We start from the raw sequence: 18,014 nt of genomic DNA on the forward strand, positions 1-18,014 counted from the left end.
TTCAAAATTCAAAATTCAAAATTCAAAATACCCTTCGGGTTCTCCGCAGGAGTACAAAATTCAAAATTACTAGATACCCGACTTCTTGAAGAAGTCGGGTATCTATGGCTTGTTTTTATTGCGCCAAATAGCCAATACAACACCTAAGACAGCTAAAATCGGCAGAGCGATCGCCCAAGGTGGTATAGATTTAGATTCAGCTGCTATATCAACTGAATTGTTATTGTTGACATTTTGAGTATTTTGTGTATTTACTGCATTGCCACCGGCTACGGTCACTTCAAATGTAAATTCAAATGGTTTGAAGTTTGCCCCAGTTGCGGGTTTACCACTTAGTTGTAGTTGATAAATTCCGGCTTTGGGAAAGGTAATATCTGCGCCTGGTATGCCCTGATAGCGTTCAGCATTCACTGGTTTGAGGGATGGTTCCAGTAGTGCCGGTTCTCCTGGTGTGTGGGGTTCGGCGTAAACTGCTAACTGACAATTACATTGCTGGAGGGGTAATATTGTGCCACCTTTGCGGGTGAGGGCAAACCAAGCTTGCGTCGGTTCACCTGCACGAGGGTTATCGTTGGGTTCTATGTGCAGTGTTCCGCCAATATCTGGTGATATCTGCACCTTATGGGCGGTAGCTGGGTGAATATTAGCGATGGATAAAGTTAAACAACTGAGAAATGGTACGAGGTATTGATTAACTCTAAGATTTGCTGTTGATACCTTGTTTTGGATTTTGTAATACACCAGGTGTTTTTCTTTGGTTGCTTTAGCGTGATTTGGTAGGGGGGACATAAAACTGCTTTACGGCTAACTTTGACCAAAAAAAGTGCGAGCGAACGAGCAACACGCTAAGAGTTATTATTCCTAACAGCACTGTTGCTATGATATTCCCCCAAGTTGACTGTAGAGAACCCAAATAGTGGGAACCAATCAACACCGCATGAATTGCACTCAACAGCAAAGCTGGTACACTCAGTAAATGAATCTGTCGCCAGTACTTGCCTAAAGATTTTTGCCATGATTCCCAACTTGTAAAAGCTGCGGGGGTCATTAAGATCAATGCTACAGCACCAGCAGCCATGCCTATTTGAAATTGTGGCGGTAAAAAGAAAAAGGCGGCAAAATTCCAGTCTAATGAATGTTGAATCATGTGGGTGGTATGCACCACAGACAACACAAATGCCCCTACCCCCAAAGCGCGACGATAATGCAACAGTGATGCCCAGAGTTTGCTAATGGGGCGAGCAATCAAAGCTAGAACCAAGCACAGTAAGGCTGCGTGTCCGGTATAATCTACCATTATGTCGCCAGTCCGCAGCAAAGTAATTGTCCCAATAGTCAGGGTAATCCAACCACCCAAACGAAATAACTGACTGCGCCTATCTTGACTCACCAAGGAAGTAGACACGCCTACGCCTAACATGGTGGGGAGTGTTCCCAAGCCAAAAGCCGCCATAGTCGCTCCACCCATCCATAGACTACCAGTTTCCGCCGCCTTAATCTGAGCAGCGTACAAAAAGCCACAGGGCATCAAACCCCAAGTCATGCCTAAAAGTGTGGGTGTCCACCAGCGCGGTTGCAAAGAAAGTTTGACCATTCCCGCACTCAGGCGGTTGTGTAAGTTGCCTTTTAACAGGGGATGCAATATGGGAATGTGGGGTAGTAAATTTGGTGCTAATTGCCCTAAGCCGAACCAAATCAACATTACACCAGTAATAATTGCCATGACTCGGCGAAAGTCGCTACCTAAACCCGCTAACTGTCCGCCTTGCAATAATACAGAACCGACTCCCCCAAGTCCAGCACCTACAAGGGCATAACTCAACATCCGCCCCAAGTTGAGCAGGAAATGAAACTTTAATTGCTGTTGCCAAGTCGGATTAGTTTTTGTGGGTGATATCTTTTTCTGAGAATCCTTTTCAGGAGTGGTGTGTTGATGAGATAGAGAAAACGCTACTGTTAACGGCCCACACATCCCAAAACAATGCCCAAAACTGCCCAAGAACCCCAGGATAGTGATGAGTGATAAATCTAGCATAAAGAAATTCCTGAGGCAGCTTTTTCGTACAGGTGGGGAGTAGGGAGGGGGAAAGAGTTATTTTGCTAAAAATTTTTATCTTTTGCAAATTTTACTCAACAGAATACTAGGGCAAAACATTAGGCCATATTGGTCACTTTGTCAAAAGACAAACTGTCGAAATTGTGTAGTCTCATGATGAAAAAACGGATTTGGTTGACATTGTTGGTGCTGGTGGTAGTTGTGATTGTGGGTAGTAGGAGCAGCGCTTTTTTTGAACAGCGCTCTTCGCCAGAAATTGTTGAGAGTGCGCCAGTAGCAACGCCACCGCCACAACCAGAGTTGCAGGAAGTCAAAGATGAGTTACAAGTATCTGTTGATAAATTATTAGCTCATATTCAACAGTTAAATTTTCAACGCTATACAAAAACAGAGCGATCGCGCACTCGGACATATATCATTAATGAACTGCGAAAATCTGGCTGGACACCAAAGCTGGAAAAGTTCTCCGGTGGTGTGAATGTGTTTGCTGAACGTCCAGGGACTGACAACACAGGCGACGCAATTTTAGTAGCAGCTCATTATGACACTGTAGTCGGTTCTCCTGGTGCAGATGATAACGCCAGTGGTGTGGCTGTAATCTTGGAAATCGCCAGACTGTTTGCTTCCCACCCCACACCCCGGACTTTGCAGTTAGCTTTTTTTGACCTTGAGGAAGCCGGACTAGTTGGTAGTAAAGCTTTTGTCACCAATACTCAACGCCTGGAAAAACTCCGGGGTGTGATAGTCATGGATATGGTTGGTTACGCTTGTTATACCGCCGGCTGTCAGCAATATCCACCGGGATTACCTGTTACCCCACCCAGCGATAAGGGTGATTTTTTAGTAGCCGTCGGCGATATCGAAAATTTGTCTTTACTCAAAGCTTTTAATCATGCAGATACAAAAAATCTTCCCAGTGTCTTAACTATACCGATTCCTCTGAAAGGTCTACTCACACCAGATACACTGCGTAGTGATCATGCTCCATTTTGGTATCAGGGAATAGGTGCAGTATTAGTCACCGATACTGCCAATTTACGTACACCTCATTATCATCAACCTACTGATACACCCAGCAATATTGAGCAAGCATTTTTTGTTGGTGCAGCGCAAATTGTAGTCAATGCAGTTAATACTTTGGTCAATAGTCAATAAGGTGATACGCACCTATATCAAATATTATTGCGTCAGGGCTGTCCATAGTCAAGAGTTCAGAGTTAATGGCTAGCTTGGACTGTGGACTTTTGACAACCTGAGTGCGAAATATACGATTTAAATGCGTAACAGCTTAGTCAATAGTCAATGTTAACTTTTCTCCATACCTGGGTAATTACATACACTTCTGAGAAATGATGCAGTATAAAGTGACAGGACTCAATAAAATCAACGATGATTTGCTTAGTCTGTTTTTTTGCATCATATATTTGGAGATTATAGTAAATATGCTGAGTATCTATAAACCTAGTGCTACGCTTTCCGTTGCAGCTGCGATCGCCTTATTATTGACAGGCTGTGGTGAAAGTAAGGTTGCTCAATGTAATAAAGTTATAAAAATCGCTAATCAAGCAGCTTTATTAGGTCAGCAATATGGTAAAGATCCCAAATCAGCTAAAGGTTCCCAAGGCTTAACTGAATTTGCTAGTAAGATAGACCAAGTAACCACAGAAATGAAAGGTTTGGCAATCAAGGATGAACAGTTGCAAGGCTTTCAGGGGCGATTTATCAAACTCTATGAAGATATTAGTAAGGGTTTGAATGAAGCCGCAACAGCCATAAATCAAAAGAATATTAAACAGGCAAATCGCTTTTTAGTAACCTTGCAAAAGAGCAGTCTTGAAGAAGGTGTCATAGTTAAAGAAATTAACGGCTACTGCTCTGGTAAGTAAAAATATACTTCTCATTAACTTTCTATTTTGGTGTGAAAGAACAGTTTGCTGGTAGCGTATTAAAACTAGGACTGAAGCAAGAAAGTGAAAAATCAAGGGTTTCGGCTCAGAGTACAAGTGTTCACAACCCTTACTCCCCTAAACCCTTGCACAGCTAAAAATCTTGTTGAGCCAGTCCTCAAAACATCGGCGAACATAAAAACAGCATGGGTGGCAGATTCATTGTATTTGAAGGGGTTGAAGGTTGCGGCAAAACTAGCCAAATGCAGCTTTGTGCAGAGTGGTTGCAAAATTTGGGAATTTCTGTGATTCTCACCCGTGAACCAGGAGGAACAGAATTAGGTGTAGATTTGCGGCGCTTGTTGTTACAGAAGGCGGAAGATAAGCCAATCGCTGAGGTGACAGAGTTATTATTATATGCTGCCGATCGCGCACAACACGTTGCCCAAGAACTCAAACCTAAGTTAGCTCAGGGTAAGTATATATTATGCGATCGCTATGTTGACTCTACTATTGCCTACCAAGGTTACGGTCGCAATTTGGACATGAATCTCATCCATCAGTTAAATGACATCGCCACTGGTGGGTTAACCAGTGACATCACCATCTGGCTAGATGTGGATGTTGAAGTCGGACTAGCCCGAAAACGGGGGGAAAATGTAGGACTAGACCGGATTGAACAAGAAACCATCGCTTTCCACCGCCGTGTACAGCAAGGCTATGCAAACTTAGCTGCATCCTCTCCCTCGCGCATCATCAGGGTTGATGGTCAATTGAGTAAAGAAACTGTACATAAAACCATTCAGGAGATTCTCAGCCCACATCTAAAGGAATGGCTGTAGTCAGTCGTTTGATATGTTTCGATGACAAAATCATCAGAATATTTATATCCAGCCCCAGCAAAACTTTATTTACTGGGAGTTTTTATTATCAACAACAGTTGATCTAATATAGAAGTTGCCAGATTGTTAACTTTATAAGTCTAATTTACTTTTATTAGCCTCATATGAAAAATTACTGCTTTTGCTTTTTACCAATATCGTTATAAAACGATAATTTGCTCCTCTATTTAGGGGTTAACACCAGGATCTATTGTAGTAGCCACCATGCCCAGAAAAGCCTCCAGAAAATGAATTGTAAGAGCCACTACTTCCTGAATAACCACCCCCAAACAAGGAGTTATACCCATAAGATTTACCCCAACCACCTCCTACAGATGACGTTTCCTGATGAAATAGTTCATCAAGAAAGCTGTCAGCATCAGATAACAAATCATAACCTGTAAGATGTAGTGTATCGATTGCGATATTAGCCATTTGTCTCACTCCTTCCTCCCAAGATTAAACCCAAGGAGATAATCTATGCAAACTAATTATTATGTTTACAATTTATTTTGTATAAATCAATATATAGAATAAATAAAAATAGACAAAACGTCTTAAATTTTGTCTAAAATATATCTTTACCAAAATGACTAAGTAGCTAGGTGAAATTAAATTAGGGATTGCCTATAAAAACGAAAAATCCAGGGTTTGCATAAGGGTGTAGGGGTGTAAGGGACTTCCAGAAAATAAATTATTCAATGGGTCAGAGCAAATATGATCATTGTATTCTTCCTCCCCTGCTTCCCCTGCTTACCACAGTGATTGTATATTTTTTTAGTTGGAAGTCCCTTATTGATGTGTAATATGTTTTAGTATCGCCGGGACGCTTAGCAATTATCTTTATAAATGTGACGGTTAGCCGCTTTATATGCAGCATTCAGCTAAATCTAACCACAAAACATGGAAAAACGACGACTATTAAGACAAATACGTAAAAAATTAAATAAGCTTTATATGAAATTTTAATTACTCAAGAATGACCAATAACCCGTTTGCACCACTGGTAGGACAAAAGCAAGCTATTGAGTTATTAACTCAAGCTGTTAAGCAAAACCGAGTAGCCCCGGCTTATCTATTTGCGGGGCCAGATGGTGTAGGACGGAGTTTAGCGGCGCGTTGCTTTGTAGAGTTGTTATTTGCATCTGTTGTGGAAGCGCGACTTCTTCCATCTTTACAACAGCGTTTACGTCAAGGTAATCACCCTGATTTACTGTGGGTACAGCCAACTTATCAATACCAAGGGCAAAGATTCACCGCCGCCCAAGCAGCAGAAAAGAAACTCAAACGCAAAGCACCGCCTTTAATTCGCCTAGAACAAATTCGAGAAATTACAGAATTTCTCAGCCGTCCTCCCTTAGAAGCACCAAGAAATGTGGTGGTGTTGGAGGAAGCGCAAACAATGGCGGAACCAGCCGCAAATGCTTTGTTGAAGACGTTAGAAGAACCAGGACAAGCAACCATAGTTTTGATTACGCCTTCCCCTGAGTCTGTATTGCCGACTTTGGTGTCACGCTGTCAACGCATTCCCTTTTACAGTTTAGATACAACATCTTTGACTCAAGTACTTACGCAAACCGGGAATCAAGCAGTTTTACAGCACCCAGCCCTGTTGAGTTTAGCATCTGGTAGCCCAGGGAGTGCGATCGCCTCTTATGAACAATTACAAACTATTCCCCCTGACTTACTGCAAGATTTAACAACAGCACCAAAATCTCAACGTCACGCGTTGGAATTAGCTAAGAGAATCGACAAGGATTTAGAAACGGAAGCACAACTATGGTTAGTGGATTATTTACAGCAATCCTACTGGCAAAAGCGGCATCTACCAGGGATTATCAGTCAACTAGAAAAAGCTCGTAAATACCTACTGGTCTACGCTCAACCGCGCCTCGTTTGGGAATGTACTTTATTATCTGTATATCAGGAATTTAATATCTAACTACTGGACAATTAATCCTCAACTGCGATACATCTTTTCTGGAAGAATGCAATTGTACAAAATACAGCTATAGAAATGATGGAAACTGCAACTGCTGACAATGGATGGGTGAATACTATCGATGCTGAAAATTTAGAGGTTATAAGTAAAGCACATTCTATCATTGCCGATAATATTTACTGTTCACTATCCACCTGTTCAGTTGATGGTTTTCCTTGGGTGTCGCCTGTATTTTTTGCTTATGATGATAGTTGGAATATTTACTGGTCTTCAGCTATTACATCCAAGCACTCACAAAATATTTATCACAATCATGGACGAGTGGCGATCGCTATTTATAATTCTAGTTTCCCAGAAGGTAGTCCAGAAGGGTTATATTTTCAAGGTACAGCTTGTGAGTTAAACCAAAACCAAGCCGAACAAGCTTTTCCTCTGCTAGCAAATCGCGCCAGAAAACCACTTCTCAAAACGGCGGCGGATTATCTAGATGATTCTCCCCGGAGAATTTACCAATTTCAATCTCAACAAACTTGGATTACTGGTAACCGATTATTAGTTAATAATCAATTGATTGATACAAAAATTCAGATCAATTTGTTCTCAAACTAATCCACAATTTGAATGTTATGGCTATAACCTTGCTCTGTTAGAAATAACTGCCGATGACGGGCAAAATCCTCTTTATAGCGTTTCTTGATGTAGCTTGCCTGGCGTAGCCATAGATGCACTTTATTCTGTACTGTAGAGACGTTGCATACAAAGTCTCTACATCATTCATTTGGCGCAGCTTCATATTAATTTGGTATTACAGGTACGCAGAGATAAATATACCCCAAATACAAGATGGGGCTAAAAAAATATTACAGTAACTCAAATATCAGCGTTTACTTCTTTTTCTGAGAGTGAGAATTACGCTGTGCTTGACTATCACTTCTTAGTTGTTGCCTGCCATTTGTAATAACTCGTAACATATCTTTTAGGTCTTGTTCGATCCCTTCCAGAACATGATCAGCATATTCATCAGCACCATTTTCGATTTCTTGAGCTTGAGCGATCGCTGTTTGTCGCATTTCTTCTAATTCCTGTTGACAAGCGCGCCGCTTGCGGTCAATTTCTGCAAGGGTTTCCTGCATCATTTCCTCACACTCTTGCTGAACCTGTCGGCGCAGTTGGTCAGCTTCTTGTTTCGCCTGTCTGATAATATCGCTTTCAGCTAAGATTTGCGCCCTTTTAGCTTGAGCTGCATCAACCAATTGCTGTCCATATTCTTCCGCCTCCAACAAGATTTCTTGCTTTTGTTCCAAGGTTGCGGCTGCATCCTGAAACACCGACGGTAAAGAAACTCTAATAAAATCTAGCTGTTCTAATAATTTTTCTTCATCTATCAGCGTCCTTCCCGTTAAGGGGACGCGGAAGCTAGATAAGATAATTTCTTCTAGGCGATCGAGTTCTTGCTGAATATCTACATTTCCTGTTCCTGGAGTATCTCCTGGGGGGCTGCCGTTGCCATATTCTGGTGAGGGGGAGTAATTTCCGTTGTAGTTGGATTCGCCGTTGGATAATTGTGGTTGTAGCATTTGTATATATCTAAAGCTATGTGTGGGGGGACAAGATGATCGACGGAACCACCAAATCTTGCAATCTCTTTTACCACACTACTACTTAAAAAACTATACTCATTTGATGTTGCTAAAAAAACTGTCTCAATTTGAGTAGAAAGAGTTTTATTAGTATGGGCCATCTGTAACTCGACCTCAAAATCAGAAATCGCTCGTAAACCCCTTAATAAAACCTGTGCTTGTCGCTGTTGGGCATAATTAACAGTCAGACCATCAAAACCATCGGCTTCTACGTTTGGTAAATGCTTAGTGGTTCTGCGAATCTGTTCTAGGCGTTCCTGCACGCTAAATAATGGTACTTTATTAGGATTTCGCAAGACGGCGACAATCACCAAATCAAATAAACGGCTACCACGCTGAATAATATCGAGGTGTCCTAAAGTGATCGGATCAAAGCTACCAGGATAAACAGCAATCACAATTTTAGATGTATCAAAGTTATTGAGGTGATTATATCCGGGGAATGGGGGGAAACAATTCAAAATTCAAAATTCAAAACAAGGCTTAGTGCCTGTTGACTATGGACTATTGACCATTGACTATGGACTATGGATTCATAATATTTATTTGGGTAATTTTACATGGCATTGCCTTTGGCGTTTCTGTTTACTTCTCCAGGGCCGGTTCTGGTGGAAATAGGCCCAATCACTATTCGCTGGTATGGCTTATTGATTGCTACGGCTGTGCTAATTGGTGTTAGCCTTTCTCAATACTTGGCAAAGCGCCGACAGGTGAATCCTGACTTACTCAGTGACTTGTCAATTTGGCTGGTGATTGGGGCGATTCCCGCAGCCCGGATTTATTACGTTTTGTTTCAGTGGTCAGAGTATGCCCAGCATCCAGAACGGATTATTGCGATTTGGCAGGGGGGAATTGCGATTCACGGAGCGATTATTGGCGGGACTCTAGCAGCGTTAATTTTTGCCAAGCTCAAGCGAGTTCCTTTTTGGCAATTAGCTGATTTGGTGGCTCCTTCACTGATTTTAGGGCAAGCGATCGGGCGTTGGGGTAATTTCTTCAACTCAGAAGCTTTTGGTCGTCCTACCAATTTACCCTGGAAGTTATACATTCCCATAGAACGCCGTCCTCCAGATTTAGCAAGTTTTGAGTACTTTCACCCAACATTCCTTTATGAATCTATTTGGGACTTAATGGTTTTTGCCTTGCTAATCACTTTATTCTTTCGTAGTTTAGCTGGCAAACCACGCCTCAAAGTAGGTACGTTATTCATGGTTTACCTAGCAACCTACAGCTTAGGACGCTTATGGATTGAAGGTCTGCGGACAGATAGCTTAATGCTTGGGCCGCTACGCATCGCACAAGTTGTCAGCCTGACAGGTATTACTTTAGGATTAGCCGGATTAGCTTGGTTGTACGTTCGCAAACGTCCTTTACCTGACGTTGTTTCTTCTCCCAAAGATACGGAGTAGAGGCTGTGGGGTGGGAGGCAAGGGGGCAGGGGGAGAAGAGGAATACTAATGGTTAATGGCAACTGACAACTGACAACTAACAACTGACCAAAAATAAAAAATGCCCCAGAATGATTTCTAGGGCTTAACCAGGGTGCATCTACCATTACTCTCTACTATGGCTAGAGGGATAATCCGGAAAGATACCGAGCAAATTCTCAAAAAATTTTTTGATTTTTTTCTGTCTACCGATAATTACTTAGATTTTATATAAAATTTTGTATGCAAAATCATGTAAATCCCCTAGATTCCGCCGTTTATATTGTAGGAGCGGGACCTGGAGACCCAGATTTACTGACAGTTAAAGCCCAAAAACTACTGTCAGTAGCAGATGTGATTTTATTCGCAGATTCGTTAATACCAGAGGAGCTTTTACAGTTTTGCCGAAAAGATGCAGAAATTATTCAGACTGCAAACAAAACTCTGGAGGAGATTATACCTTTGATGATCGCCAGGGTGCGATCGCACAAATCTGTAGTACGTCTCCATTCCGGTGATCCCAGTCTCTACAGCGCCATTAATGAGCAAATGCAGCTTCTGGCAGCAGCTAATATTCCTTTTGAAGTCATTCCCGGTATTAGTGCTTTCCAAGCCGCCGCAGCTAAACTGAAGGTAGAGTTGACTGTTCCTGGTTTAGTCCAGACTATTATTCTGACGCGCATTAGTGGACGAACACAAGTCCCACAGACAGAAGAACTAGCTACCCTCGCAGCACATCAAGCTAGTTTATGCTTATATCTGAGTGCGCGTCATGTGGAAAATGCCCAAGCTAAACTACTAGAACACTATCCCCCAGATACACCTGTAGCTATTTGCTTTCGCATAGGATGGCCTGATGAAAGAATTCGTGTGGTTCCTCTCCGGGAGATGGCAGAGTGTACTCAGCAAGAAAATCTGATTCGCACTACGTTATATGTGATTAGCCCTGCATTATCACATACCACTGGGCGATCGCGCTTATATCATCCTGAGCATAGTCATCTGTTCCGCACTGCTGGAGATAGCTAAGGTAAACTCATAATCTGACACGATATAAGTTCTCAAAAGGAAATGTTCAAGCCTTGACTAACCGACTTTTACTGAGGGAAAAACTACAAGCAAAACTGGCGGAGATCCAAATTAACAGTGCTGGCTCTCCTGTTACTAATGTGAAGCTAGATCAAACTATCGCCGCAGAAATCGAACAGATAACAACGGAATTAGAAAGCTGCAACCCCAATCCCCAGCCTCTGTTGAATGCTGCTGCTTTGCTGGAGGGTTCTTGGCAACTGCAATACTCAACTGCCAGAGAAATCCGTTCTTTGGATTCCCTGCCATTAGGACTCAAGGTAGGTAAAGTTTATCAAGTGATCGATGTTGCTAATAAATTGTTTTTTAATTTAGCTTTTGTGCAACATTCTCTGGGATTAATATCAGGATACGTGAAAGTAACAGCTAGGTTTGAGCCTGTGATAGATGATAAATCATCTGCACCAGACAAACGTATCAATGTCTATTTTGACAAACGCTATCTATCCATCGAGAAGATTATTGGCATTGATACCCCCCAACTCAACCCATTTAAGGTTGTGTCAGCGAACAATCCTCAAGGTAGAGTTGCCAGCCTTGACATTACTTACTTAGACGAAACCTTAAGAATTGGACGCGGGGGCGACGGTAGTTTGTTTATTTTGCAAAAATCTGATGAACTATGTAAGTAGCCGTCATCAGTCAACAGTCAACAGTCGTCAATAATTTTTCCACTCCTTAATTTTCCTCTAATCAATAACCTGCCTTCGCATAGATTTAATCTCTGCTCGCTTAGTTTTACTGTCAAGTCGTCTTTTTTGAGAACCGCGAGTTGGTTTAGTAGGTTTGCGTGGTTGGGGTAGTATGACCGCGCTTTTGATGAGGTCTTTGAGGCGTTGCAGAGCTTCTTCTTTGTTTTGCTCTTGGCTACGGTGTTCTTGAGCCTTGATGACAACGACTCCCTCTTGGTTAATGCGTCGGTCATTCAGCTTCAAAAGCTGCTCTTTATAGAAAGCTGGTAAGGATGAAGCTTCTATGTTGAAGCGTAGGTGGATAGCAGTAGAAACCTTATTGACATTTTGCCCTCCCGCGCCTTGGGAGCGAATGGCGCTAATTTCAATTTCGCTATCGGGGATGATGATTTTCTGGGAAATTTGCAGCATAACTTTATGTATAGCATTAAAGGGGCGATCGCCTCTGGTTGCTCAAAGACAATCGCCTCTAAATTACTTCTGCTGGCGTAGCTGCTCTACTATATGGTCTTCGAGTTCTTGTTTTTCTCGGTTACTAGCAGAACGTTGATAGTTCTTCCCTGTTTGTTGAATAAATTTACGTTTCTCTGCTGGGGACAATTTACCAGAAAAGTTTTTTTGCATTTCTTCCCAGGTTTGCAGGGCTACAGCTTCACCATGCTGGACAAGTGCAGCAGGGAGTAATTTTTTGGCTTCAATACGCAAATCTTCCTCGGTTTCCAAGGAAGATAAGTCTACATGGCTAAAATCAATATCGATAGAAAATTTACTCATTCAAATATTAAAACTCAGTATTGGCTACTCTTAAGGTTGAACGCTTTTTTATTAAACCCTATTAGGGTGGTTATTGGTTAATTCCTTAATGTCGTGGTAGATTTGCAAGGAAATCCCATCAAAAGACCCGTGAAATCAGAGTTAACAGTTCCAGAAGCTCATCGATAAGCAATCTCAAAGCACAATGGCACAAGAAATCGAGCGAAAATTTTTAGTCAACGGAGATGATTGGCGACAACTAGCTGAAGGTAGTCCATATCGTCAAGGATACATTCCTTCACAAGGGGCTACTGTGCGTATTCGTGTAGTTGGTAATCAAGGTTATTTAACTATTAAAGGCCCTACAGTCAATTTCTCTCGCTCAGAGTTTGAGTATCTTATTCCCCTTGCAGATGCCCAGGAAATGCTAGATACTTTGTGCGATCGCCCCTTTATCGAAAAAATCAGGTACAAAATCGATCTGGCTGGTTTAGTTTGGGAAATAGACGAGTTTGCCGGAGTCAATCAAGGCTTGATATTAGCAGAAGTTGAACTTGCCGATGAAGCACAAAAGATTGATATCCCTCACTGGATTGGCACAGAAGTTACTGGAGATCACCGATATTTCAATAGTTATTTAGTTAAACACCCTTTTTCGCAATGGTGATTGATATCTGTAATAAGTATGACCAAAGAAAAAAGTATACAAGCCCCCGGATTTATCCGTGGGGTATTTAATTTTGAATTTTGAGTTTTGAATTTTGAATTTTGAATTGGAGCGAAGCGACTTGACTCCCCGACTTCTTCAAGAAATCGGGGATATTTAGCATTAGATACGGGAGTAACGCAAACGTACTCTTAGTACTCTTAACCAACGTAGCCAAACCTGTGCTGGTTGCTCAAAGACAGTGAAGATATCACCAAAACCCAGGTTAGTTTTTTGATGATGTAACCAGTGTCTTTCAGGAGTGGTGATAAACAGAATTTGACATAAAATATTCACCAACTTTGGAGTTTGCCAACCTAAAGCTGTTACGTGTCTCCACCATACATGAAATTGACCTAACAATAATCCAGAAATAACACCAATGGGAGAGAAAGACCAGAGAACTACTGCTACTATTAAATAAGGTAAAGCTCCCAAAATACCATCTAAAAGAACTTGGGTATTGGAGGTTAAAATAGCATAGTGACGGAAGTTCTTTTTCCATGAATGATGCGTTTTTAAATGGAGACTACCAAAAACGTGTTCGGGTACGTGGTAGAAAAATGTAGACAAGAAATCGCCAAAAAATAACAATAGCCAAGCAACAGCGATCGCCTCAAGCATTTGTACTCCTCAAGTTCCGTAAAAAAACACCACACCAAAAAGGTGAATATCATTACTGTTGAAGCAGAGACACGGTTTTAATAATGTTTCCGCGAGTAAGTTTCAGATTATTTGGCTGAACATTTAGGTAATTGCAAAAGTTGCATTTTCACGAATTTATGCTCCTAATTACACGAAGCGGCAACCGTTGATAGCCTGTTATTTGGCTTCTGGATTTGGGTAGATAGAATTGATACATCTAAACACCGATAGACTTGCCGTACTTTATGGTAAATACCTTATAATTTTCTTATGAAGGCATATGCTATAAGCAAAGAATGAGTTAAAGTTCGTACAAATTTAGGTTAAGGTTATTCTTTTAATCTATACTTCAGTGAATGTATGATATGGGTGCATAATAAAATACATTAATATATGTACAAAGTATAATTAGGAATTTAATTAAATTAAATATTAATGGCTAGATTCAGCCTAAAATAAATAATTTTAATTCATTTATATGGGAAAGTTGTGATTAATTAATATCTGGATTGAGTAGGTTATTTAGAGCTATTTGCTACACAGAAATACTTCGATATCAAATTCTGTTTAAGCACTTTTATTCTCAACTGTTACAATACCTTTTTGCTCATAAATTGGCATGATTAATTTTCTCAGCTTTGGTAATTCTCTTTGAAATAATATTGAACCGATAATACAAGCTATACCATCAATAATTAATGTATTAGGTGCGCCGATTCTATTGGCTAATGCACCACCCAATAAATTACCCACAGGTATCATCCCTAAAAATGACATGGTATATAAGCTCATCAATCTACCACGCTTATCTTCTTCGACAATTGTTTGCAGAAATGTATTGCTAGCAGCTATTTGTAAAATTGTTCCTAAGCCAACAAACAACATGGTGAATAGAGAAAGAGGTAAATATCGAGAAATGGCAAAAGCAATTAGTCCAAATCCTAAAATTGCTGGAGCTATAGCAATGAGTTTACCAATGCCTAGAATTGTTTTTTTACTGGCTAAATAAATACCACCAGATAAGGCTCCCAGTCCTGAAGCTGCCATGATAAATCCTAAGCTTTCCGCACCACCTTTGAGAATAGTTTCAGCAAAAATTGGCACAAGGATAGTATTTTGTAATCCCATCAAACTCACTAAAGTTGATAGTAATAAAATCGCTCTAATTGGTGGAAAGCTAAAGGCGTAAATAAATCCTTCTTTGACTTGCTGTAAGGGATTACCATCAATTCTAGTCACTGTCCAAGGTTTAACTTTCATCGCCAATAAACTAGCAATGACGGCAATATAACTCAAGCCATCTATTAGAAAACAATACTTTACACCCACCCAGGATATTAATAAGCCCCCAATGGCTGGGCCAATTAATCGCGCCCCATTAATCATAGTCGAGTTGATGGCGATCGCATTAGCTATATCTTCTCTGCGTTGCACGAGTTCTGGGACAAAGGCTTGTCTAGCAGGTGCGTCTAAGGCGTTAATCATTCCTTGGAGTAAGCTTAAGGCGATAATATGCCAAATTTGAATGACACCTGTGAACATTAACGCTGCTAAGGTTAACGACTGAAACATTGCTAGTACTTGTGTACCAATCAAGGTTCGATAACGGGAAAATCTGTCTACAAATACGCCTCCAAAAGGTGCAAGAAAGAAACTAGGAATCTGACTAGTAAATCCCACAACTCCCAACATTAAAGGGGAATTAGTTAAGCTATAAACTAGCCAAACAGTGGCTAGTTGTGTCATCCAAGTGCCAATTAGAGAAATTCCTTGTCCTGCAAAAAACAAGCGATAATTTCTTGACCTAAAAGCAGGTATTTGCAGCCACGTTTTTTTATTCATAAATTATTTGTCTGAAAATTGGGGACTGATAAATTTAGTAAAACTTGATAATGTTTAAAGTGCGTAATATTAGCTTATTGATATATGTGCGGCTTTTCTTTCGTGTACGTAATATATTCCTAAAAAAAGCTAGAAATTTCTTCACCCCGTCGGATGAAGAATAATAAGACTTAAGAGAGGTTAGCGATCGCCCGATTTAAAAGCTGAGAAAATAGTTCACGTTCAGCATCAGAAATCCCTTGCATTGCTTCATCGCGTAGTTTTGCAGACAGTGGTGGTAAAACAGCTTCTAAATCTTTACCTGCGTGTGTTAACCAAATGCGCCAGATTCGGCGATCGTGTAGATCCCTTTCTCGACGCACCAAGCCCCGTTCTTCCATACGGTCTAGTACACCTGTCAGCGTACCTCCAACTTGCTTGAGTTTATCTCCAATACTCGAAGTAGGTAAACCATCTTCTTGCCACAGACAGCATAAAACTAGCCAATGAAATGGAGTCAGTCCAAAGGGTTCTAGTATTTCAGTAAACCTGCGGGTAAGCAGTTGTGAAAGTAACTTAATTCTATAGCCCACATTGTAGGGAGCCAGATTTTGTTGCCACGAATCTAAAGCTGGTGAATTATCTGGTTGGGCAATCATGAGACAATTACTTAGCGCACGTAATATTTATTATAGGGGGGTGAAGGGTTAATAGTCAATGATCAGAGACGTGATTAATCGCGTCTGTACAATTGTCTCAATAGTGATTCTCCTCCTACACCCCCACACCCCTACGGAACCGCTTGAATTAACTTGTAGTTGCGTACTTCACCGATGACGCGGTGTGGTCTGGATATTTCAGGTGAGTGATTTTTATCTATCCAAGCATAGCTAGAAGGTGGTAGTTGGGCGATTGTGTCTAGTTTTTGACCGTGAACAGGGGTGTAAAAATTGAGTAAGACAGAGTTCTTATCGTTTACCTGTACAAAGTTGATGGGGTTGTTTTGTAAGATAGAGGCGATCGCTGGTTGTTGGAAGAAAATACGAAAATCTGGATTATAGTCACCTAATAAGCCAAAGCCACCAGCAAAGGCCAAAGCTAACCAGCAAGGAATTAGCCAACCTGCAATCCAATAACGTGCGGAAAGAAACTTCCAGCCAAGTTTATGGCGACTAATCCAGACTACTGGCACAATAAACCAACTTAAACCGACAACTAAAGCAATAACTGCATACTTGCGATCGACAAAGCCCCAGATCAAGGTAGCTATGGCGGCTAACAAAAATAAAATTCCTAATGCACCGGAAGTATAGCTGAGGATCTGAGGAATATTACCCCTGTGCCACAAGGATTTTCTTTTTGTATATTCCATCTCGTAAACTTTACCCAACCAGTCTAAACCAACAGCCGCTAGCAAAGCGATGAAAGGATAAAGACTCAGAGCGTAGTGAGATAAACGAGTAGAGAAAATGGTAAGTTCTGCGAATAATACAAGAGGAAATCCTATCAGGAGCAAATTATAACGATGCCAAGGGCGACGAATAATTAATAGTGATCCCAAAAGACTAAAACATGGCCAGGGAAAAGCTTTTAAAGGGGTATTCCACAAATAAAATAATATCCCATTACCATCACGCTCTTCCGAGCCAAGAAGAAATACAAAGTTGACTAGAGGAGTAAAGGTATTATTACCGTCACCTTGCCAATTGAACCATGACCAAAGCAATATGGGGATAAAACCAATAACTACACCCAAGTATAACCAAGGGTTAATCAAATGACGATGACGACGATGTTCTGCTATTAAATAAGGTAATAAAGCTACAGTCGGGAGAACAATTACAAAGCTTCTCATTAAGAAACCTAAACCCAAACTTAACCCAACAATAAAACTAAAATAATTTCTATATTGAGGATGTAATTCTGCTTGAATAAGTAAGTAAATAGCCAAGAGTATCAAGAAAATCATTGGCATATCAGGATTACCTAAACGGCTATATTGCAGCCAGAGAAATTCTACACTCAAAATTGCTGCACTTAGCCAAGCTAAGGTTTTACTAAGCATGATCTTGCCAATTTCATAGACAAGTAATACGCACAAAATACCAAAAATCATGCTGGGTAATCTGACACTAAATTCGCTGACTCCAAATAACTGGTAGAAAATAGCAATTAACCAATAAGGGCCTGGTGTCTTATGGTGCATAGAACCCCAACTGGATATCCAATTACCAGAGTCCAATATTTGACGCGATCGCCAAGCATAAAGCCCTTCATCATGAGCGATTAAACTATTTTCCCCGGAGCTAAAAAGTAATAAGGGAACTGTCCAAATCAGCAAACTTATGTAAGGAAAGGCTGCTGATAAACTGATTTGTCGCCAAATAGCTGGCAATGGCTGTGATTTATACGACATTAAAGCACTAAGTAAATGGGTTGATGTACCTTAACTTTATTAAAATATGTTAAAGAGCAT

General features: G+C 40.8%; 20 protein-coding genes. 9 read left to right on the plus strand and 11 right to left on the minus strand.

Features of this window, described 5'->3' with window-relative positions; genetic code table 11:
* Positions 1-102: 102 nt before the first annotated feature.
* Together GSQ19_RS15080 and GSQ19_RS15085 are read right to left on the minus strand one after the other, a co-directional pair.
* Positions 103-789 (minus strand): hypothetical protein, encoded by a 687-nt coding sequence (locus GSQ19_RS15080; RefSeq protein ID WP_041456172.1) that lies wholly within the window; start codon positions 787-789, stop codon positions 103-105.
* Entirely contained in the window at positions 764-2,035 is a 1,272-nt protein-coding gene (locus GSQ19_RS15085) for an urease accessory protein UreH domain-containing protein (protein ID WP_011318753.1), read from the minus strand. The genes GSQ19_RS15080 and GSQ19_RS15085 overlap by 26 nt, the downstream gene beginning before the upstream one ends.
* 177 nt (positions 2,036-2,212) lie before the next feature.
* On the opposite strand from GSQ19_RS15085, the gene GSQ19_RS15090 reads away from it, so the two are divergent.
* The 3 genes from GSQ19_RS15090 (at position 2,213) to tmk (ending at position 4,784) form a co-directional block, all read left to right on the plus strand.
* Complete coding sequence (locus tag GSQ19_RS15090; protein WP_041456173.1) at positions 2,213-3,211, plus strand: M28 family peptidase; 999 nt, start codon at positions 2,213-2,215, stop codon at positions 3,209-3,211.
* Positions 3,212-3,498: 287 nt separating this feature from the next.
* The gene (locus GSQ19_RS15095; RefSeq protein ID WP_011318755.1) at positions 3,499-3,942 is read left to right on the plus strand and encodes a hypothetical protein; all 444 of its coding nucleotides are present in this window, start codon (positions 3,499-3,501) and stop codon (positions 3,940-3,942) included.
* 206 nt (positions 3,943-4,148) lie between these two features.
* Positions 4,149-4,784 (plus strand): dTMP kinase, encoded by a 636-nt coding sequence (tmk, locus tag GSQ19_RS15100; RefSeq protein ID WP_011318756.1) that lies wholly within the window; start codon positions 4,149-4,151, stop codon positions 4,782-4,784.
* Positions 4,785-5,018: 234 nt separating this feature from the next.
* On the opposite strand, the gene GSQ19_RS15105 is transcribed toward tmk, so the two are convergent.
* Positions 5,019-5,258, minus strand: a complete 240-nt coding sequence (locus GSQ19_RS15105) for a hypothetical protein (RefSeq protein ID WP_041456174.1) — start codon at positions 5,256-5,258, stop codon at positions 5,019-5,021.
* 544 nt (positions 5,259-5,802) lie between these two features.
* Between GSQ19_RS15105 and holB the strand changes: the two genes are divergently transcribed.
* Positions 5,803-6,765, plus strand: coding sequence for a DNA polymerase III subunit delta' (gene holB, locus GSQ19_RS15110; RefSeq protein WP_011318757.1), 963 nt, complete (start codon positions 5,803-5,805; stop codon positions 6,763-6,765).
* Between the two features lie 75 nt (positions 6,766-6,840).
* Positions 6,841-7,374: a pyridoxamine 5'-phosphate oxidase family protein gene (locus tag GSQ19_RS15115; RefSeq protein WP_011318758.1), complete on the plus strand. Its 534-nt coding sequence runs from the start codon at positions 6,841-6,843 to the stop codon at positions 7,372-7,374.
* A gap of 275 nt (positions 7,375-7,649) precedes the next feature.
* On the opposite strand, the gene GSQ19_RS29745 is transcribed toward GSQ19_RS15115, so the two are convergent.
* Positions 7,650-8,342: an ATP synthase subunit B family protein gene (locus tag GSQ19_RS29745; protein ID WP_185478958.1), complete on the minus strand. Its 693-nt coding sequence runs from the start codon at positions 8,340-8,342 to the stop codon at positions 7,650-7,652.
* A complete protein-coding gene (gene coaD / locus GSQ19_RS15125; protein ID WP_041456176.1) occupies positions 8,228-8,803 on the minus strand; it encodes a pantetheine-phosphate adenylyltransferase in 576 nt (191 codons plus the stop codon). The genes GSQ19_RS29745 and coaD overlap by 115 nt, the downstream gene beginning before the upstream one ends.
* Positions 8,804-8,965: 162 nt before the next feature.
* On the opposite strand from coaD, the gene lgt reads away from it, so the two are divergent.
* The 3 genes from lgt to GSQ19_RS15140 all read left to right on the plus strand — a co-directional run bounded on the left by lgt (position 8,966) and on the right by GSQ19_RS15140 (position 11,553).
* A complete protein-coding gene (gene lgt, locus GSQ19_RS15130) occupies positions 8,966-9,814 on the plus strand; it encodes a prolipoprotein diacylglyceryl transferase (protein WP_011318761.1) in 849 nt (282 codons plus the stop codon).
* A 261-nt stretch (positions 9,815-10,075) separates the two neighbouring features.
* Positions 10,076-10,861 (plus strand): precorrin-4 C(11)-methyltransferase, encoded by a 786-nt coding sequence (cobM, locus tag GSQ19_RS15135; protein WP_011318762.1) that lies wholly within the window; start codon positions 10,076-10,078, stop codon positions 10,859-10,861.
* A gap of 53 nt (positions 10,862-10,914) precedes the next feature.
* A complete protein-coding gene (locus GSQ19_RS15140; RefSeq protein WP_011318763.1) occupies positions 10,915-11,553 on the plus strand; it encodes a PAP/fibrillin family protein in 639 nt (212 codons plus the stop codon).
* A 57-nt stretch (positions 11,554-11,610) separates the two neighbouring features.
* On the opposite strand, the gene arfB is transcribed toward GSQ19_RS15140, so the two are convergent.
* Positions 11,611-12,024, minus strand: a complete 414-nt coding sequence (arfB, locus tag GSQ19_RS15145) for an alternative ribosome rescue aminoacyl-tRNA hydrolase ArfB (protein WP_011318764.1) — start codon at positions 12,022-12,024, stop codon at positions 11,611-11,613.
* A gap of 63 nt (positions 12,025-12,087) precedes the next feature.
* On the minus strand, positions 12,088-12,387 hold the full coding sequence (locus GSQ19_RS15150) for a hypothetical protein (protein WP_010998826.1): 300 nt from the start codon (positions 12,385-12,387) through the stop codon (positions 12,088-12,090).
* 184 nt (positions 12,388-12,571) lie between these two features.
* Here GSQ19_RS15150 and GSQ19_RS15155 point away from each other — a divergent pair, with 184 nt between their 5' ends.
* Positions 12,572-13,033: a CYTH domain-containing protein gene (locus tag GSQ19_RS15155; protein ID WP_011318765.1), complete on the plus strand. Its 462-nt coding sequence runs from the start codon at positions 12,572-12,574 to the stop codon at positions 13,031-13,033.
* Positions 13,034-13,195: 162 nt separating this feature from the next.
* On the opposite strand, the gene GSQ19_RS15160 is transcribed toward GSQ19_RS15155, so the two are convergent.
* The 4 genes from GSQ19_RS15160 to GSQ19_RS15175 form a co-directional block, all read right to left on the minus strand.
* The gene (locus tag GSQ19_RS15160; protein WP_011318766.1) at positions 13,196-13,696 is read right to left on the minus strand and encodes a sterol desaturase family protein; all 501 of its coding nucleotides are present in this window, start codon (positions 13,694-13,696) and stop codon (positions 13,196-13,198) included.
* A gap of 588 nt (positions 13,697-14,284) precedes the next feature.
* Entirely contained in the window at positions 14,285-15,559 is a 1,275-nt protein-coding gene (locus GSQ19_RS15165) for an MFS transporter (protein WP_011318767.1), read from the minus strand.
* 170 nt (positions 15,560-15,729) lie between these two features.
* The gene (locus tag GSQ19_RS15170; protein WP_011318768.1) at positions 15,730-16,197 is read right to left on the minus strand and encodes a MarR family winged helix-turn-helix transcriptional regulator; all 468 of its coding nucleotides are present in this window, start codon (positions 16,195-16,197) and stop codon (positions 15,730-15,732) included.
* Between the two features lie 131 nt (positions 16,198-16,328).
* Positions 16,329-17,954, minus strand: coding sequence for an ArnT family glycosyltransferase (locus GSQ19_RS15175; protein WP_011318769.1), 1,626 nt, complete (start codon positions 17,952-17,954; stop codon positions 16,329-16,331).
* Between the last annotated feature and the right edge of the window lie 60 nt (positions 17,955-18,014).

Source organism: Trichormus variabilis 0441 (assembly GCF_009856605.1).
GTDB classification, from domain to species: Bacteria; Cyanobacteriota; Cyanobacteriia; order Cyanobacteriales; family Nostocaceae; genus Trichormus; species Trichormus variabilis.

Excerpts from the sequence above, each read along its gene's own strand:
- tmk (WP_011318756.1), top strand. The coding sequence starts at position 4,149 with ATGGGTGGCAGATTCATTGTATTTGAAGGGGTTGAAGGTTGCGGCAAA.
- lgt (WP_011318761.1), top strand. The coding sequence starts at position 8,966 with ATGGCATTGCCTTTGGCGTTTCTGTTTACTTCTCCAGGGCCGGTTCTG.
- GSQ19_RS29745 (WP_185478958.1), bottom strand. The coding sequence starts at position 8,342 with ATGCTACAACCACAATTATCCAACGGCGAATCCAACTACAACGGAAAT.
- GSQ19_RS15095 (WP_011318755.1), top strand. The coding sequence starts at position 3,499 with ATGCTGAGTATCTATAAACCTAGTGCTACGCTTTCCGTTGCAGCTGCG.
- GSQ19_RS15115 (WP_011318758.1), top strand. The coding sequence starts at position 6,841 with ATGATGGAAACTGCAACTGCTGACAATGGATGGGTGAATACTATCGAT.
- arfB (WP_011318764.1), bottom strand. The coding sequence starts at position 12,024 with ATGCTGCAAATTTCCCAGAAAATCATCATCCCCGATAGCGAAATTGAA.
- GSQ19_RS15165 (WP_011318767.1), bottom strand. The coding sequence starts at position 15,559 with ATGAATAAAAAAACGTGGCTGCAAATACCTGCTTTTAGGTCAAGAAAT.
- GSQ19_RS15080 (WP_041456172.1), bottom strand. The coding sequence starts at position 789 with ATGTCCCCCCTACCAAATCACGCTAAAGCAACCAAAGAAAAACACCTG.
- GSQ19_RS15085 (WP_011318753.1), bottom strand. The coding sequence starts at position 2,035 with ATGCTAGATTTATCACTCATCACTATCCTGGGGTTCTTGGGCAGTTTT.
- GSQ19_RS15160 (WP_011318766.1), bottom strand. The coding sequence starts at position 13,696 with ATGCTTGAGGCGATCGCTGTTGCTTGGCTATTGTTATTTTTTGGCGAT.
- GSQ19_RS15170 (WP_011318768.1), bottom strand. The coding sequence starts at position 16,197 with ATGATTGCCCAACCAGATAATTCACCAGCTTTAGATTCGTGGCAACAA.
- GSQ19_RS15175 (WP_011318769.1), bottom strand. The coding sequence starts at position 17,954 with ATGTCGTATAAATCACAGCCATTGCCAGCTATTTGGCGACAAATCAGT.
- cobM (WP_011318762.1), top strand. The coding sequence starts at position 10,076 with ATGCAAAATCATGTAAATCCCCTAGATTCCGCCGTTTATATTGTAGGA.
- holB (WP_011318757.1), top strand. The coding sequence starts at position 5,803 with ATGACCAATAACCCGTTTGCACCACTGGTAGGACAAAAGCAAGCTATT.
- GSQ19_RS15105 (WP_041456174.1), bottom strand. The coding sequence starts at position 5,258 with ATGGCTAATATCGCAATCGATACACTACATCTTACAGGTTATGATTTG.
- GSQ19_RS15090 (WP_041456173.1), top strand. The coding sequence starts at position 2,213 with ATGAAAAAACGGATTTGGTTGACATTGTTGGTGCTGGTGGTAGTTGTG.
- GSQ19_RS15150 (WP_010998826.1), bottom strand. The coding sequence starts at position 12,387 with ATGAGTAAATTTTCTATCGATATTGATTTTAGCCATGTAGACTTATCT.
- GSQ19_RS15155 (WP_011318765.1), top strand. The coding sequence starts at position 12,572 with ATGGCACAAGAAATCGAGCGAAAATTTTTAGTCAACGGAGATGATTGG.